The following is a 17,284-nucleotide window of genomic DNA, read 5'->3' as shown; positions in this document are numbered from 1 at the left end:
CTTATCTCCCGGCCGTCTGACGAACGATCTTCTTGAACTTCGAGGTCTGCTCGGTCATCGCCTGCTCCGTGGGGAGCCGCTCCATTGACGATGCGCCATAGAAACCATGGCAATGCCTGGTGTTGTTCAGCACGAACGCGGCATCCTCCGGTGTAGCGACCGGGCCCCCGTGAACCAGCACGAGCACATCTGGATTGACGTCGAGCGCAACCGCGGCCCAGGCGTCGGTTATTGCGGGCGCCTCTTCCAGTTTGACCGCGGTGCCGGCGCCGATCGAACCCCCGACCGTCAGCCCCAGGTGCACCACGATGATGTCTGCTCCGGCCTCAGCCATTGCCCGGGCGTCGGCCTCGCTGAAGACGTAAGGTGTCGTCAGAAGTTCGCGCGCCCGCGCCATGCGGATCATCTCGACTTCGTGAGCATAGCCCATTCCAGTCTCTTCCAGATTGACCCGGAAATTGCCGTCGATCAGGCCGACTGTCGGAAAGTTCTGCACGCCGGAAAATCCAGCAGACTTCACCTGATCCAGGAAACGGTCCATCAGCCGAAACGGATCGGTAGCGCAGACACCAGCCAATATCGGCGTATTTCTGGCGATGGGCAGGACCTCGGTGGCCATCTCCATGACGACTGCATTCGCGTCGCCATACGGCATGAGACCAGCAAGCGAGCCGCGACCGGCCATTCGGTAGCGGCCGGAGTTGTAGATTACGATCAGGTCGATACCGCCCGCTTCCTCGCATTTCGCCGACAGACCGGTACCCGCACCGCCGCCGATGATCGGCTCGCCTCGGTCACGCATGGCGCGAAATTTTTTCAGAAGCTCATTACGAGGGAACATTCACGCGCCCTTTCTGGCGGCAGGCGTTTGTGTGTGGAGGGAGCGGAACGTGCGGACAACGAGTTGAGCGAAGTCGAGGTCGTTGATGTTCTCTTTGACGCGGATCAGTTGCCGGTTCGCGTTCTGCTGCACCACGTTCTCAAGAGTTTTGAACAGGGCCGCGTCGGCTTCTGGGTCCCAGAAGGGTTTGCCTGGCGCGTCCAGCAGCGAAAGACCGCCCTCGGGCAGGAAGAACCGGACCGGGCCAGTCATCCGGTTCAGCTTGGCGCCCAGGAAACGTGCAATCGCTACGTTTTCCTCGACCGTTGTGCGCATCAGCGTGATCTGCGGGTTATGCCGGTAGAACAGCCGATCGCGATAGCGTTCGGGCACCGTTTCCGGCGCATTGAAGTTGACCATGTCTAGCGCGCCGGCAGCGCCTATGTACGGCCGGCCAGACCGGATCATGGCCTCGAAACGTGTCTCGTCCGCCGCAAAGACGCCGCCGGCGACCATATCGCAGAGCTCGGTCGTGGTGATGTCGATGACGCCGTCGAGAAGCTTCGAATCGACCAATTTCTCCATGGCCCGTCCGCCCGTGCCGGTCGCATGGAAGACGAGGCAGTCGTAGTCGGCGCTCAAGGCCGACGTGATCGCGTCGACACAGGGAGTCGTGACGCCGAACATCGTCAGGCCTATGGCCGGCTTGGCAGGCGCCGGCGGCTTTTCAACCAGACGTGCCTTGACCATTCCGGCAAGGGCATTGGCCGCATTGCCCAAGACCTCGCGCGTGATCGAGTTGATACCCTGAACGTCGGCGACCGAATGCATCATGATGATATCGGCGGGACCTACATATTGCGCGGTATTGCCGCTGGCGACCGTAGATACGATCAGCTTTGGCACGCCGATTGCCGGAACCCGGAAGGCAGGAGCGACCATAGCTGTGCCCCCTGACCCACCTGCCGCCAGAAGGCCAGCGATGTCGGTCTGCCTCTTCATCCATGCTTCGAACGCCAAGGTCATGCCCGCCACGGCCGAGCCGCGATCCCCGGTAAAGACTCCTGCCGCACCGCGGGGGTGTAAAGCGGCGATCACATAGGGCGGAATCTCGGCGCCGGATGGCTTTCCGGTTGTGGACAGATCTACGAGCCGGGCATTCAGACCATGGCCCTTGAGAATGTCGCGCATGAAGCGCAGTTCGATGCCCTTGGTATCCAGGGTGCCGCAGACATAGACTACACCGCCACTCGGAGTTTTCCGTCGATCGGAAGGGTCGGCGCGGCCCGAGCCAATCGTTGCGACCGGCGTCATCGTACGGGCCGCGCCCTCGATGAGCCCGACGGGGACGGGAGGGGTCCACCGTGTCGGCGCCACCGGGTTGGAAACATATATTTTAGTCGAGCTTGCAGGGATGGAGGCGGCTGGCTCGGCAGCAGGCGCGATCTCGTCGTGCGCGTGGCGTCCGACCCCCAACAATGTCTGTTGAAGATCCCGATCGCCGGCGAGAACATGGGCGTCGATGATCCGGCTGATGCGGCCGTTGACCATGATCGCCACGTCGCGAGCGACCGCGCAAGCAACGCCGATGTTCTGTTCGATCACAAGAACGTCGATGTCGCCCTGCTGGCCGAGATCGACAAGCATTTCGGCCACCTGATCGACTATCACAGGCGCCAGCCCCTCGGTCGGCTCGTCCATCACTAGAAGCTTCGGATTTGTGAGAAGGGCGCGCCCGATCGCCAGCATCTGCTGCTCGCCACCCGAAAGCTGGGCACCACCGTTTTGCCGGCGTTCCGCAAGACGAGGAAAAATCGAGTAGACACGCTCAGGCGTCCAGGCGCCGCCTTTCGTTGCGACGAGCCGCAGGTGCTCGTCAACGGTGAGCGAACGCCATAGGCGCCGCCCCTGCGGCACATAGCCGATGCCGGCACGCGCAATCTCGGCCGGACGAGCTCCACTCGTCTGCCAGCCACGGAACGCCACGGATCCGGATGCTGCGGGCAAAATGCCCATAATCGCCTTGCACAGCGTCGTCTTGCCCATCCCGTTGCGGCCGACAACGGACATGACTCCGCGCGACAAGGTCAGACTGACGCCTTGCAACGCATGGCTGCGCCCATAATAGACGTTGAGGTCGCGCACTTCGAGCGCTGGAATCCCGTGCTCAGGAGTGGCCATGCTCGCCTCCGCCGAGGTAGAGCGCCTGCACTTCCGGATCTTCTTCAATCTCGGCTGGTTTGCCATCCTTGAAGATGCGGCCGTTGTGCATCAAGGTGACGCGGTCACTGACGCGTAGCGCCACATCCATGTCGTGCTCGATGATGATGTAGCCGATGTGGCTTGGGAGACCGGTGAGAATGTCGACCAGATTCCGCCGCTCGGTCGGGCTCAGTCCGGCCGCCGGCTCATCAAAAAGCACTAGGCGAGGCGCGCCCGCTAACGCCATGGCGATCTCGAGCTGGCGTTGTTGGCCGTAGGACAAGTCGGCTACGCGTCTGTCGCTCACATCCGAAAGGTGGACGGTGCGGGCGAGGTCTTCGGAAGCAGCGACTAGTGCGTCGTCGCGTCTGGGCCGCAGCATCGAGAACCTGCCGCGCGACACGCCCCGGCAAGCAAGGTAGATGTTGTCGGCAACAGAAAGCCCGCCGAACAGAAGGGATATCTGATAGGTCCGGCGCAGCCCGCGGCGAATGCGCTCGTAAGCCGGAAACGCGGTGACGTCCTCGCCAAAGAAACGGATGGCACCGGCCGTTGGCCGAAAGTCGCCAGTGATGCAATTGAAGAGGGTTGTCTTTCCGGCTCCGTTGGAGCCGAGCACAGCACGACGTTCACCGGGGCTTACGACCAGATCAATATCGGCCAGTGCTGCCAGCGCACCGAACGATTTGGACAATCCGCGTAGCTCAAGCGCGTTTGCTGCGCCAGCGGCGATGCTTGGGGCCACGGCCATCACGATCGCCTCCCCGTCAGGCGGTCGACCCCTCGTGAATCGCGCCAGCGGTCCCAAAGGCCGAGAATGCCGTCTGGAGAAAGCGCCACAATGACAAGAAATCCAACACCGATCAGGAGATTGAACCGCTCCGCGCCCAACCCAAGCGCCATGAGGATGTCGATCGCAAACGTCTTGAGGACGACGTACAACAGCGCACCAATGAAGGGACCGATAGGGTGACGAAGGCCGCCGACGACTGCGATGATTAACATGTCGATCGCCGGTCCAATGCCCGCAGTGCCAGGCGAAATCTGCCCTGAACCCCACATCAGCAATATCCCGCCGATGGCAGCGGGTATGGCGGCGAACGTATAGGCTGAGACCCGATGAGCGGTAACCGAATAGCCAAGGGCCGCCATTCGCCGGGAATTGTCGCGCACCCCTTGCAGGGCCATGCCAAATGGGGCGCGCACGACGTAACAGACAATGGCGTAAAACAGCGCCGCCATGGCGAGAGACAGGTAATAGAACGGGACCGGGTGTCGCCAATTTATGCCGAAGAGTTCCGGCGGCAGTGTGTGGTTGAACCCTGTAAAGCCGTTGAAAATGTCGTAATTCTGCCGGGTAAAATAGAAGAACGCGGCGGCCACCGCCAACGTGATCATGATCGTGTAAATGCCGGCTGTTCGTACCGCCAGCCAGCCGATGGCGGTCGCGAATAAAGCAGCTAGGATGATCGCCAGCGGAATTGCCACATACCATGGCCAACCCTGGCTGATCGAGACGACGGCGCTGTTGCCGAAAATCGCAAGCATATAGCCGGCAAAGCCCGCAACGGTCATTTGGGCCAGGCTAACCATGCCGCCGTAGCCGGCCAGCACGGTGAGCCCGAGCGCAATCAGGCCAAGGGCGAAACTCCAGCCGAAGATTTGAAACAGGACGAAAGGGCCGGCGAAAACGGGCATCGTCAGAAGAAGCGACCCAATGATCCAATACGCGGGCGGAACGCGCTCAAGGAGCAACGGTTCGGTACGGGGCTGGTCGATATTGAAAGCCATTACGCCCTCCCCAGCAGGCCCTGTGGCCGAAACGCAAGCACCACAGCCATGATGATGAAGGTGACCACCACCGCATAGGTCGGGAAGTAGACGGACCCGAACTGTTCGGAGAGACCGATAATCAGGGCGCCGATCGCTGCTCCGGGAATGGAACCCATGCCACCCACGATGACCACGACGAGTGAGCCCAGCAGAAACCGAATGTCCTCGCCAGGAGCCAGCGACTGGAAAGTACCCCCCACGACTCCGGCCAAACCGGCGAGCCCCGCGCCGAAGGCAAAAACGGCGACGAACACAATTTGAAGCCGTACCCCCATGGCCTCTAGGATCTCGCCATCGTCAACCCCCGCACGTATCACCATGCCGATACGGGTCCGATTGAGCAGCAGCCATATTCCAATGCCAGCGACGACAGATGCGGCGAAGATGACGACCCGCACGAGCGGATAGCTGAGATAGACAGCATCGCCCGAAGGCTTGACCGCCGTGACGAAGAAGGTGGCCATCGGCCCACCCAGCCATGATGGCGCCTGGATGTTATAGAAGTCGCCTCCGAAACCCCACAGCATGAGATCCGCAATCACTATGGACAGACCGATCGTCACCAGCGTTTGACGCAGGTCCTGACCTTGGATCGGCCGGAAGACGACAAGTTGCATGACGACGCCCAGCGCGCCGACGACCACGAACGCCACGGGGAAGGCGAGAAGCCACCAACCCGTCCATTCGGAGACAAAGAAACCGACGTAGCCGCCAAGCAGGTAGAGCGAACCATGCGCCATATTCACGTTGCGCATGAGGCCAAAGATCAGGGTGAAGCCAGAGGCAACGAGGAAATACAGACCGCCAAGTGTAATGCCGTTGAAGAAGGCGTTCAAAAATACCTTCTTGCGCCCTATGACGTCCTCCAGACCTGCAGGCCAGACGGCGAAGATCAGCCAGATCAGGGCGAGCAAGGCGAGCCCGATGAGCCCTGTGGACAGGGGACGACGGGCAGCAAAATCTCTCACGATGCGTCTTCCGCACAGACGTCGGGTACAGTTAGCGACTTGGCGAATCCGGACACAGTTCCTCCTCGGGGCGATGCTCGCAGCCGCGCCCTCTTTCTCTGTGAATCTAAATTAGGATCAGTCGACGCCGACGGATTTACCCGAAAGTCTCGTCACGACGCAGCGGATCGGAAAAAGGTGCCCGCGCGGGGGCTGCGGCTCAAACGTGATGAGCGACGCGACGATACTCGGACGGCGGAATGCCAACGTTGGCCGCAAAAAAACGGCTGAAGCTGGCCTGACTGGAGAAGCCGAGGTCGTCGGCAATGTTGGCGACTGTGCGGTCCGTTGTGATGAGGCTTTCTATCGCCCGCTCGCTGCGCAGTGTGTTTAGGTACATGGTCGGCGGGATCCCGACCTGTTGCTTGAAGAGCTTGAAGAAATGCGGACGCGAAAGCCCCACTTCCCGCGCGACGCTTTCTATTTCGATCTCGTCGCCGACGAATTCCTTGAGCAAGCGCAGTGATCGCCTGACGCGAAAGTCACAAAGCGCGTTCGTGTGATGGGGTCGAACCAACGTCGTTTGCCCGTCTTCCCAGGAGAGCTGGTACGCAAGGCGGGTGACTTCGAAAAACAGCGGCTCGACGTCGACATCTTCGATGCCGTCTCTCAGCGCGGCCGCAAGCCGCATGGCAAGATGCAAGAGGGATGGCGTGACACGAATGTCGGAGCGGCCAAAGCTCAATGCGTACTCGGCTGACTGCGCATTTTCCAGGAACCAAACGGGCTTGATGTAGAGCACCAGACATATGCACGCCGCGCCAGCCCACGCGCTATCGACCTGGAAATTATGCGGCTCCCAGGGGCTGACCGCAACGACTGTGCTCTTATCGAGCAAAACGTTGGCGTCGCCGACTGCCATTCGGGCTGTCGCTTCCGACAAATAGAAGATCAGATGCCCCTCGCGATGGGCATGTACGATGATGGGCCGATCGAGGCGATATAACGTTGCTCGCCCAAAAGCGGCATGGCTGACGGCCAAAGCCTCGCTCATGACATTCCTCCCAGATGCCATACTCTTTTTCAGGTTCGGAGTGTGGCCTGTTTTCTTTGCCGCGCAAGAGAAACTCCTCGCAACGCAAGCCAAACAGCACGATGATCAGACGCTCAGTAACGAAAAAAGACCGCTGGAAGTCAACGAGCGGCCGCCAGCAGCGACTTCGCGCCCGCCATGAGGGTCGCGTTTCGAGGCCAGAGATGGACCATTTCTTCTGCATCTATGGCCGCGAGTTCCAAGTTCGTCTCAGCGATACCGACATCCGACAACCGTTGTGGGAAGCCTAGAGGACGCAGAAGCTCTGCAATTCCCTCTGCGATCAAGGCATCGCCATCGAGGTTGAGTGCCTCCTTGAGCAGTCGCGCCTGCTCGGCCGGAATGTTCCTCACCGCCAAGACACGCGGCAGCAGGACCGCCCGTAGATCACCTCCATCCGCCGGTCCCTTCAAGTGCCTGGACAGCGCATAGACGAGCGCCTGTACCGGACCAGCGCCTTTCTCCTGCGCAAGGGTTGCACCGAAACTCGCAGCCATCGCGTCTCGGCGCCAGCCAATGTCGGCGCGTTGGTCGATCGTTCGAAGCGCGCGGGCTGCTGAGCGGACAGCGCTTAGCGCGACACCGTCGGCCGGAGGATGAAACGCCGGCGAGAGAAAGGCCTCGATGGCGCGCGACAGCGCCGTGGCCAAGCCCGATGCGGTCGCGTGTCGGTCTGCGTCGCTCGTCAAGGTCGGGTCGAGAATGATCACCGTGGACGTTTTGAGCTCGGGATGTTGTTCGCGCCCTGAATGTGCCGCTTGGTCTTGTGGATCTGGAAGGCCATACACCCAAGGGATAAAGAGCATTGGCGGCAGACCCCTCCCCGCAATTTTTCGAAATCCTTGATGTGCCTGTCGCACGATCTCAAGTGCTCGCGAAGAGCCGGCTGCAACCAGTGCATCTGCGCGTCTGTCACGAAATGCTTCGACTATTCTGGAGGCTAGGGCAGCGCCAGCGGCGTCAACAGGCATATCCAATGCACTCCCGAGCCGCCAGGCAGGCAATGCTGCGATCAGCCGCTCTGAAACTTGCGGACTGAGAGATGCAAAGTCCCCGACAAGAATGGGGCGGTGAATGCCGGAACTTTCAAATTCCGCGAAAATCGCTTCTTCTGTTATGCCGTCCGAGAAATGCACGCGCGAAGAATATGTGATCAGCGTCATCTAGGCATCTCCGCGTCATCTAGAGCGGCGCCGGCCGCACGTCGCGACCGGCGCTTGAGGCAGCCTGGCTATGGCTTAGTAGGACGCCTTGCACTCCGGCACGTCGCGGCTCGGCAAGCCGATCTTGGCGAAGGCCGCCGGATCGATGCCGAGAGTCTGACTGACGTTGTCGACCTTCTCGACCAGGTTGTTGGCGAGGCTCCCGTCGGCGAGTTGCGCCACCTCGGTCACGAAGTTCGAGCCCACCGCTTGGCGGTTCTTGTCAAGCGTGATGTGTCCGTTTGGCGCGTCCAGTGTGAGCGTCGAAAGACATTCGCGGAACTTAGCCTGACCGCCGGAGAGATCCCCACCAGTCTTTTCAAGGCACTGGAGCATGGCGTTGGTCGCATTCGCGTATGTCGTCGCAAACAGCGACGGTGTTGGAAAACGTTTGTCGGCAGGGAAAAAGTCCTGGTACTTCTTGACCCAGGCCTGCCATTTCGGGTCGTTCCAGGTATCGGCTTGCGGTCCAGACGATGGGGTTCCAATCAAGGCCTCCTTGGCCTTGCCCTGCGAGGTCAGCACGGTGCCGTCAACCATGATCGTGCCGCCGATCAGCTTGGCGCTGCCGCCGGCCTGCTGATATTGGTTGAGAAAGTTTACAGCGTCGCCGCCTCCCAGCCCCAGATAGATCGCATCGACATCGTCCGGCAGCGCGGCGATGATTGAGGCAAAATCCTTCGTTCCGAGCGGAACCCAGAACCGATTGGCAACTTTGCCGCCGGCGCCGCAAAACTCCGTCACGAAGCCGAAGACCTGGGTATAGATGAAGGAATAATCTTCTCCGACCGTCGCCACGGTCTTGTAGCCCTTTTTGTCATATACGTATTTTCCAAGTCCTGCGGACCACTGCGCGCCGTCAGTGTTGAAGCGAAAGAAGTTCGCGGAAGGATCCACGTATGTCGTTTCCATCGCGCCAGAGCTGCCGTTGATAAAGGTGACATCGGGCTTGGTCTTGGCGTAGTCACGGATCGCAATGCCTTCCGAGCCGGAAACCGGTCCGATGATAATCTGGACGCCGTCCTGCTCGATCAGCTTGCGTGCCGCCCGAACGGCACTGTCAGGTGTCGTATCGGTGGATGCGACGATCGTCTCGATCTCTCGGCCGCCAGCCATTTTCTTGGCAGCGCCGAGCGCCACTTCTATGCCGCGCACGCCATCCTGGCCGAGTAGGGTGTAGGTTCCTTCCAACGTGGCCAGAATGCCGACCTTCAGCGCCTCGGCTTTAGCATGACCGGCTCCGCTGGCAACGATAGCGAGCGTAGAAATGGCAAGCGTCGATACCGCCTGTCTATAGAATCTTGTCACGATAACCTCCCTGAACAACGCTCTTTGTCATTGCGAGCGGACAGGAAGCGTCAACCAGCTTCGAGCGCAGGAGAAGCGCCGAGGGTGGCGAGTCATTGCCGAGCGTCGGATTCTTGAATCCCAGCGACCTAGTTTATACCCGCACCACTCGTCGCCTCGGAAACCTGAGGGGGAATATCCACGGGCCCTTGACAGCTCAGGTCGGTTCGCCCGAACCGCTCGAATGTTTTGCGCCAACCGTTCGCTGTTCGACTGCATGCCGGAACCCGTGGCGACGGAGGTCTGGGAGACTCAGCGGGACGTTGCGCTGTATCTCGAGTGGCTAGCGCTGACGGGTCAGGATTCTGACCCGCCTCGCTAAAGTCAGGAAGCTGCTGGTTGACCGCTAGTCTAGGTCGTCAGGCGGCGATGCTATTCGGCGGCGGGGATGGCCGCCAGGTCGGCGAGTGCGGCATCGGTCAGGTCCAAGGCGGAAGCGCAACTGGTCGATGCAATTGCCGCTGGGAATTCACTTCAGCAAGCCGTCTCGAGGAGCCAGGGCGCAAAGCGAAAACGTTCCTTCGCTAGCTCCATCTCCGGTAGACTAAAGTCTGGGCCGAAGCGGCGCGCGCGGCCGAACTCTCCCTCGTGCAGCGACGCAAGCGACCAAACCAATTGAAGGAACTCGGTCGGATCGGCGATACTTAGGAGATCGCGCAATTCCTTCCTGAATCGGTCCCGCCTCCGCCTTAAGGCGAACGTCGATAGTCTATCGGGATCATCATCGTCTGGAGCCGCCATCGCGTTCGCAACATACCCAAATGCAGACCGTCGGTGCTAAGTTTCCCGGTTTGTCCACACCTGCCCGCTGTGCATACCAGGGCATCGAACTCGCCAATCTGACTGAACATTCGACTTATTGACGAAGGATTGTCGATATCGACCTGGGAATCGCCGGTGCTTCGACCGACAGCGATGACATCATGCCGTCTGCCGAGTTCGGCCGACACGGCCTTGCCGATCACGCCACTCGCACCAACATGAACGATTCTCACGAAGCCCTCGCCTCTCTTCGCTCTAGACGCCCAAAGGTTCAAGCGAACGGCGAAGCTGCGCTTCCTGATCTGCCGATAGCTTTCTCAATGGGCTGCGAACATTTCCTGTTCCGTAGCCGCGCAGTTGCGCCGCTCGAAGTACCGACGGCGTATAGGGCGACCTCCAGATGAAGAGCAACGAGGGCAACATGCGCTGCCAGAGCGCTAGCGCCTGTTCGTATTCCTTGCGGTCCACCAATCTATATAGCTCGACCGCTTCAGAAGGCATGTAATTCGCACCGCCCCATATGACGCCGCGTGCCCCGGCCATCAACGCGTAGAGTGTGGTGGTGTCGCAGCCATTGAGGACCGTGCCGCTTGTCTGCAGGTATTCCTGATGGACAGTAAAGTCCCCTGCACTGTCCTTGATGTAGTTGAAGTTCTTCAACTGGCTCAGGCGCTCAAACAGCTGTGGTGAAACCGAAATGCCGGTGGCCTGTGGGATGTTGTAGCCGACCAGGTCGATACCTAGTTCAGCATCGACCGCTTTGTAGAAGTCGAAGATTCCCTGCTCATCACTCGGACCCTCCAGGTAGGGTGGCAGCACCATCAATGCGTCGGCGCCGACGGACTCCGCGTGACGCGACCTTCTGATGACTTCGTCCATATTCAAAGCGGAGGTTTGGCAAATGACGTTGCAGCGACCAGCTATTCGCTTTGCGCCTACTTCGTAGAGGCGGTTGCACTCGGCCTCGGTAAGATAGGGATGTTGCCCGGTCCCTGCGCCAAGCACCAGCCCGTGAACACCTGCGGCGAGGTACTTGTCGATCAGATCCTCGAAAATCGAATAGTTGATCGCACCATTCTCATCGAACGGTGTTTGCATTGCCAGATTTATGCCCTTCAGGTCCGCCATGATCTCTCTCGTTGTATCTAGACTTCAGCTCCGGCCTGTCGGAAACGGACCGCGGTTACGATTCGAACGCCCATCGCTGTGACAGGCTTGGGATAGGGCTTGCTGGGACTTGCGCGCGTCTTGAGGATGTCGACTACCGGCGACGATCGCCCTGACGCCAGGTCGGCTATGGCCTTGCCGAAGGCAGCTCCTCGCGCGACGCCTGTACCGTTGCAGAATGCGGCGCCGTAGACCTTCTCCGCCAACTCGCCGAAGACCATTCCGCCATTTTGCGCGAGAGTAAGAAGACCACCCCAACTGGCCTCGAAGCCCATCGACGAGAGCTCCGGCCACCGCCGATCGAATGCGATCTGCTGCTGCACCCGAGCCTTCATCACGTCCTGCGTGGTGGTCTTGAAGTCCGTCGCATAGGAATAGACGTTGCGAAGGAAAAGCCGGTTGTCGATCGTGCGACGAACCGTCGTGCCGAAGCTGTTGGCTGGGATAAGTCCGTAGGCTCTCTTGTTCCCCACCTGCGAAAGCTCGCTCTCGGTGAGCTGTCGTGTCATGCTCGCAAATGTGTACAGCGGTATGGCGCGGTTATCGAAGAAACCGAACTTCGTCAGATAGCCTGACGCGCAGATGATGACCTTCGAAGCCCTGATAGTTCCGGTGGGGGTCTCGCAGACGTGCTTCGGTGCCCCGAACTGCACCGCCACGATGGGGGTGTTTTCGTGAACCGTGACGTTCGCGGGCAGGCTTCTTGTCGTATTCTGGAGATATTTCGCAGGCTGGACCAAGACGGTGCCGGGATGATGCAAGGCTTTGATGTAGTGCTTGCTGCCGGTGATCGCCTGGATTTCGGGGGTCTCCACCCAGCTGTAGTTCTGGCCAAGCTTATCCAGCGCCTCCGAAAAGCGGTGCAGGTCCTCCACGCCGTGAGCGGTGGCCGCGCTGTGGTATTTTCCCTGCGCGTCCCAGTCGCAATCGACCCCATGCTCTTCGACAGCGCTTCGGATGTAGGCGATCCCGTCCAGGTTAACGAACAGCTCTTCCTTGTTCCCTTTGATGTCTTCGACGAAATCGCGCTTCCGAGGGTTATGCGCGAGATCGATGACGAAACCCATGCACCGTCCGGATGCATTGTTGCCAATGCGGCCGGCATCAACCAAGACAACCGAAGACTGCGGGTTAAGTTCGGCAAATCGACGGGCCGCGTGAAGCCCCATCCAGCCGCCGCCAATCACCAGGCAGTCACATGCAACGTCGCCTTCTTGAGGTAGCAGCACCAACTCCGGCCCTGACGTAGTGTACCAACCGGACATAGTCGGTTCGGGATGGGGTGGCTGAACGACTTTGCGCTCTTTCGTCATGGTTTGGTTGAACGAATCCACTGCCAACTCGCTGGGTTAGGGCGGCCGGTGACGAAGCCTTAGCTACGATCGGCGGTCGCGTTGTGTCCTGTTTGGAATAGACCGCTTGGCGGGTGTTTCGTAGACGGAAAAGATAGCGTCTGATATAGAACTGCTTCATGTCAAAGCTTCGCAGCCTGATGCCCTCGACGCATTCGCTTTTTGTCTTCGAAGCGGCTGCCCGAACCCTAAGTTTCAAAAATGCAGCCAGCGAGCTCAACGTGACGCAGCCGAGTGTCTCGCACTCGATCAAGATGTTCGAGAAGCATTGTGGGACCGCACTCTTTGCCCGCGATAATCGAGGAGTGCAGCTGACGGAGGCAGGCAGGCAGCTCTACGATGAGGTGCGCACCAGCTTCCGCCGTCTGGAACAGCGGCTCGAGACCATCTCCGATCGCGGTACGAAGTACGTCACTTTTGCGGCGTCGACATCCCTCGCGGCACATTGGCTTGCGCCTCAGCTCTATCATTTCCAGGAAGAGCATCCCGACGTTAAGATCAAGGTTGTCGCCACCGATCGGGATATCGAGCCCGACCACGAAGTAGACGTTACCGTGTGGGTGCGACCACGGGATTTTGATCGGACCAACAGTTGGTTCGTCTGCGACGAGATCATTTTCCCCGTCTGCTCCCCCGCATATCTTCTGGCGCATCCCGCTCCTCAGAGCGTCGATGAGCTGGTTCGACACCAGCTCATTCATTCGTCCGATGCCTTTCGCCGGCGCATGAGCTGGCCCGAATGGGTCGCGCTCGCAGGCGGAGATGCCAGCGAGACTAAACCGAACATTGTATTCAATGACTATCAGCTGACGCTTCAGGCAGCTCTTGCAGGCGAAGGAATCTCGCTCGGATGGTCCCTGACCGCCCAACAATTGCTCAACAACCGGCTGCTGGTTCGACCCATCGCGACCGAGATCAAGACCGACCGCGCCTTCTTCCTCCTGTCCAATGAAGATCCGGGCAAAAACAAGAGGTCCAAGGTTCTTGTAGACTGGTTCCTCGCTCACTCGAAGGAATTGCGCCCTTAGACGGCTGCCGGCAACGCTGCCTCGGTTCCCGTACCCACCCCCCGCCGCGTCGCCTTTCGGGGGTCCTTGCCAGGTAACGAGGGCCTGCGCAGTCGACCCAGGTATAAACTGAGTTTAACGCCAGCGAAACCTTTTGCACATTCTCAGAATGATCGTTGACCCCTACCATCAAGGTCAATGAGCGGGGTCCGTACGCGGACCGAAGAAACTTCTGTTGGCGGGGACCTTTTGCGCCCCCTGGGAAAACGCGATGATGGACACCGATACTCCCGTAATCCGACGCCGCGGAGGACGCGCGTCGGTCGTAGCTGCCCGGGAAACAGAGAAGAGGCCTCGCGTCTCGACCATCAAGTACGGCATTCGGCCTGTGGAGGCCGTCACGGCCGAGCAGCTTGAGCGCATTCACCAGGCTTCGTTGGCGATCCTGCGCGAGATCGGAATCGAATTCCGGGATGAAACGGCGATCCGGCAATGGAAGGAGGCTGGCGCAGATGTCCAAGACCAACGTGTGCGCCTCGATGGCGAGATGCTGATGCATCTCATCTCGAAGGCGCCATCCCGCTTTGAGATGACCTCTCGCGATCCGTCACAGCGTTTCGAGATCGCGCCCGACACCATGACCTTCAGCGCCATGCAAGGCGCGCCAAATGTCCGGGATCTTGAGGGTGTGCGACGCGCATCCACGATCGAGGACCTGCGGAACATGAACCGGCTGACCCAGATGCTGCCTGGGTTCCATATCGCGGGCGGGTTCACCTGTGAGCCGACCGACATCGCCGTTCCATGGCGCCATCTGCACATCAACCATTCGAGCCTGGTGGAAACGAACATGCCGTTCTTCGGTCTGACGACCGGGAAGCAGCGAGCCGAGGACTCGATCGCCATGGGGCAGATCGTCCACGGCAAGGCCTTTATGTATCAGAACGCGGTGATGCTCGGTCACGTATCGGGAAACTCGCCCCTTGTCTGGGACTCGACCATGCTGGAAGGGCTCCGCGCTTTCGTCGAGGCGAACCAGGTCGTCCTGCTGTCGCCTTTTGTGCTCGGCGCCGCAAACACTCCCGCCGACATCCCGGCCACAATCGCCCAGTTGAACGCCGAGGCACTCGCAGCGCTCGCCTACACCCAACTGGTCAGGCCCGGCGCCAAAATGATCTATGGGCAATATTCAGTCTCGGTGTCGATGCGCAGCGGCGCCCCGATGTCCGGCATGCCCGAAGTCACCCTGATCAACGCCGTCATCGGCCAACTGGCAAGGCGGTATGGTTTGCCGTGGCGCACGACTGCATCCCAGTCGTCCGCCAAGACCTTTGATGCTCAGTCCGGATACGAGTCGGCGATCGCCTACATGTCGGGAGCGAGTGCAGGCGCGAACCTGATGATGCATGCGGGCGGCTGGGACGAGGCCGGTCTCGTATGCTGCATGGGGAAGTTTGTCGCCGATGCCGAACAGAACCTGCTGATCGAAAAATACGCGCAGGGGATTTCGTTCGAGCATTTCGACGACGCTCTCAAGGCCGTGCGGCGCATCGGCCCCGGCGGCCACTATCTCGGAGATTCCTTCACGCTCAAGCGCTTCAAGGACGCATTCTTCGCGCCGGAGATTCTCGATTACCTCAGCTACGAGCAGTGGAAGGTCAAAGGCTCCAAGGATATGGCGCAGCGCTGCCGTGAGAAGGCGAAATCGATCATCGCGAGTTACGAGCAGCCGCAGATGGATCCAGCCGTGCGCGAGGAACTCGATGCATTCGTGGCGCAACGCCAGGAGGAAATCTCGCCAAGCCTCGCCTAAGGGCCCGCGCACGAGCCTGCAATCAACATCCGGGAAAACCAAGGGAGAAGAAAATGGGACTCTTCAGAAGCAATGGGAATCGCGTTCCGGCTGCCATCGAAAAGATGGCATGCGAAGTCAAAGCGGGACAAATGGACCGGCGCGAATTTCTCGCGCTTGCGAGCACGTTCGGCGCCTCGGCTGCAATGGCCTACGGCTTGATTGGCGTAGCATTGCCCCAGCCCGCAAGCGCCGCCGAGCCAAAGAAGGGCGGGACCCTACGTGTGTCCATGCCCGTCAAGGCGCAGAAAGACCCACGTACCTATGACTGGGTTGAACTTGCTAACATTTCTCGCTGCTGGCTCGAGCCGCTGGTTCGCTACACACACGAATTCACGTTTGAACCTGTCCTGCTGGAAAGCTGGGAGGTCAATGACGATGCCACCGAATATGTCTTCCATGTCCGAAAGGGTGTTACCTGGAACAATGGCGACGCTTTCGACGCCGATGACGTAGTCCTCAACATCACCCGCTGGTGCGAGAAGGGCGTCTCCGGCAATTCGATGGCCGCGCGCGTCGGGGGGCTGATCGATGCCAAGACCGGCAAGGCAAGAGATGGAGCGATCGTCAAGGTCGATGACCATACCGTCAAGCTCAAGCTGAGCGAGCCGGATATCGCCATCATCGCGAACTTCACCGACTACCCCGGACTGATCGTCCATCGCAGTTTCGATTCCGACGGCGCTGACCCGGTCGCAAAGCCGATCGGAACGGGGGCATTCGAACTGGTATCCTATGCGGTCGGCAGCAAGGCTGAAGTCAAACGCCGCGAGAATGGCAAATGGTGGGGCGGCGAAGCCCTGCTGGATGGCGTGCAATTCATCGACTATGGCACCGACTTCCAGGCAACGGTGGCTGCCTTCGACTCCGGTGAGATCGACGTCAATATGGAGACGCCGGCTGACTTCATCGACATCCTGGACAAGATGGACGTGGTCAAATCGGAGGTCGCTACCGCAACGACTCTAGTGTGCCGCACCAACACGACCAACAAACCATATGACAACAAGAAGGTCCGTAACGCGCTGCAGATGGCGGTCGATAACAACACTATCCTTCAACTCGGCTATGCAGGACGGGGAACGGTCGGCGAAAACCATCACGTCAGCCCGATCCACCCGGAATATTTTGCCCTGCCTAAGAAAAGCCGGGACGTCGAGGGCGCGAAGAAACTCATTGCTGAATCCGGAAATGCCGACTTCGAGCACGAGCTGATTTCGATCGACGAAGACTGGCAGAAGAACACCGGTGACGCCATTGCGGCGCAGCTTCGAGAGGCCGGCATCAAGGTCAAGCGCACGGTGCTTCCGGGTTCGACTTTCTGGAACGACTGGGCGAAGTATCCCTATTCGCTGACCGTCTGGTACATGCGGCCGCTCGGGGTTCAGGTCCTGGCGCTGGCTTATCGCACTGGCGAGGCTTGGAATGAGACTGCTTACGCAAACCCCGACTTCGATGCCAAGCTCAAAAAGGCGTTCTCGGTCAGCGACGCCACCAAGCGGAAGGAACTGATGAAGGACATCGAAGATGTGCTTCAGGATTCTGGGGTCATCATCCAGCCGTTCTGGCAGAGCCTCTTTGGTCACATGAACAAAAAAGTTCAGAACTATGCAATCCACCAGACTTTCCAGATGGATTTGCAGAAGGTCTGGCTGGCAGCCTAGCAGACTCCCAAGGCTCCAACCGGAAGCCTGGTCGGT

13 protein-coding genes are annotated in these 17,284 nt (G+C 59.7%); 3 read left to right on the top strand and 10 right to left on the bottom strand.

The window, feature by feature from the left end; genetic code table 11:
- Window position 1: 1 nt before the first annotated feature.
- From NKI20_RS07515 to NKI20_RS07470, 10 genes are all read right to left on the bottom strand, one after another.
- Entirely contained in the window at window positions 2-841 is an 840-nt protein-coding gene (locus tag NKI20_RS07515; protein ID WP_352829523.1) for a phosphoenolpyruvate hydrolase family protein, read from the bottom strand.
- Window positions 842-3,001, bottom strand: coding sequence for an ABC transporter permease (locus NKI20_RS07510; protein WP_352829522.1), 2,160 nt, complete (start codon window positions 2,999-3,001; stop codon window positions 842-844).
- Entirely contained in the window at window positions 2,988-3,773 is a 786-nt protein-coding gene (locus NKI20_RS07505; protein WP_084629368.1) for an ABC transporter ATP-binding protein, read from the bottom strand. Before NKI20_RS07505 ends, NKI20_RS07510 begins: the two co-directional genes overlap by 14 nt.
- On the bottom strand, window positions 3,773-4,813 hold the full coding sequence (locus tag NKI20_RS07500) for a branched-chain amino acid ABC transporter permease (RefSeq protein WP_352829519.1): 1,041 nt from the start codon (window positions 4,811-4,813) through the stop codon (window positions 3,773-3,775). The genes NKI20_RS07505 and NKI20_RS07500 overlap by 1 nt, the downstream gene beginning before the upstream one ends.
- A complete protein-coding gene (locus NKI20_RS07495; RefSeq protein ID WP_352829517.1) occupies window positions 4,813-5,769 on the bottom strand; it encodes a branched-chain amino acid ABC transporter permease in 957 nt (318 codons plus the stop codon). The genes NKI20_RS07500 and NKI20_RS07495 overlap by 1 nt, the downstream gene beginning before the upstream one ends.
- 253 nt (window positions 5,770-6,022) lie before the next feature.
- A complete protein-coding gene (locus NKI20_RS07490; protein WP_031250987.1) occupies window positions 6,023-6,856 on the bottom strand; it encodes a helix-turn-helix transcriptional regulator in 834 nt (277 codons plus the stop codon).
- Window positions 6,857-6,996: 140 nt separating this feature from the next.
- Window positions 6,997-8,058: a dehydroquinate synthase/iron-containing alcohol dehydrogenase family protein gene (locus NKI20_RS07485; RefSeq protein WP_352829515.1), complete on the bottom strand. Its 1,062-nt coding sequence runs from the start codon at window positions 8,056-8,058 to the stop codon at window positions 6,997-6,999.
- A gap of 75 nt (window positions 8,059-8,133) precedes the next feature.
- The gene (locus NKI20_RS07480; RefSeq protein ID WP_352829513.1) at window positions 8,134-9,405 is read right to left on the bottom strand and encodes an ABC transporter substrate-binding protein; all 1,272 of its coding nucleotides are present in this window, start codon (window positions 9,403-9,405) and stop codon (window positions 8,134-8,136) included.
- 1,056 nt (window positions 9,406-10,461) lie between these two features.
- Window positions 10,462-11,334 carry a dihydrodipicolinate synthase family protein gene (locus tag NKI20_RS07475; protein ID WP_352829511.1) on the bottom strand — a complete coding sequence of 291 codons (873 nt, stop codon included), beginning with the start codon at window positions 11,332-11,334 and terminating at the stop codon, window positions 10,462-10,464.
- A gap of 17 nt (window positions 11,335-11,351) precedes the next feature.
- On the bottom strand, window positions 11,352-12,707 hold the full coding sequence (locus tag NKI20_RS07470) for an NAD(P)/FAD-dependent oxidoreductase (protein ID WP_352829510.1): 1,356 nt from the start codon (window positions 12,705-12,707) through the stop codon (window positions 11,352-11,354).
- A gap of 137 nt (window positions 12,708-12,844) precedes the next feature.
- Here NKI20_RS07470 and NKI20_RS07465 point away from each other — a divergent pair, with 137 nt between their 5' ends.
- From NKI20_RS07465 to NKI20_RS07455, 3 genes are all read left to right on the top strand, one after another.
- Window positions 12,845-13,753, top strand: coding sequence for a LysR substrate-binding domain-containing protein (locus NKI20_RS07465; protein ID WP_352829509.1), 909 nt, complete (start codon window positions 12,845-12,847; stop codon window positions 13,751-13,753).
- Between the two features lie 250 nt (window positions 13,754-14,003).
- Window positions 14,004-15,545, top strand: a complete 1,542-nt coding sequence (locus tag NKI20_RS07460; protein WP_352829508.1) for a trimethylamine methyltransferase family protein — start codon at window positions 14,004-14,006, stop codon at window positions 15,543-15,545.
- Window positions 15,546-15,598: 53 nt separating this feature from the next.
- Entirely contained in the window at window positions 15,599-17,248 is a 1,650-nt protein-coding gene (locus NKI20_RS07455) for an ABC transporter substrate-binding protein (protein WP_352829507.1), read from the top strand.
- Window positions 17,249-17,284: the final 36 nt, after the last annotated feature.

The sequence above is a fragment of the Mesorhizobium sp. M0830 genome (assembly GCF_040319965.1).
Classification (GTDB): domain Bacteria; phylum Pseudomonadota; class Alphaproteobacteria; order Rhizobiales; family Rhizobiaceae; genus Mesorhizobium.
The sequence above is the reverse complement of the archived record's forward strand: the minus strand, read 5'-3'. Positions and strand labels throughout refer to the sequence as shown.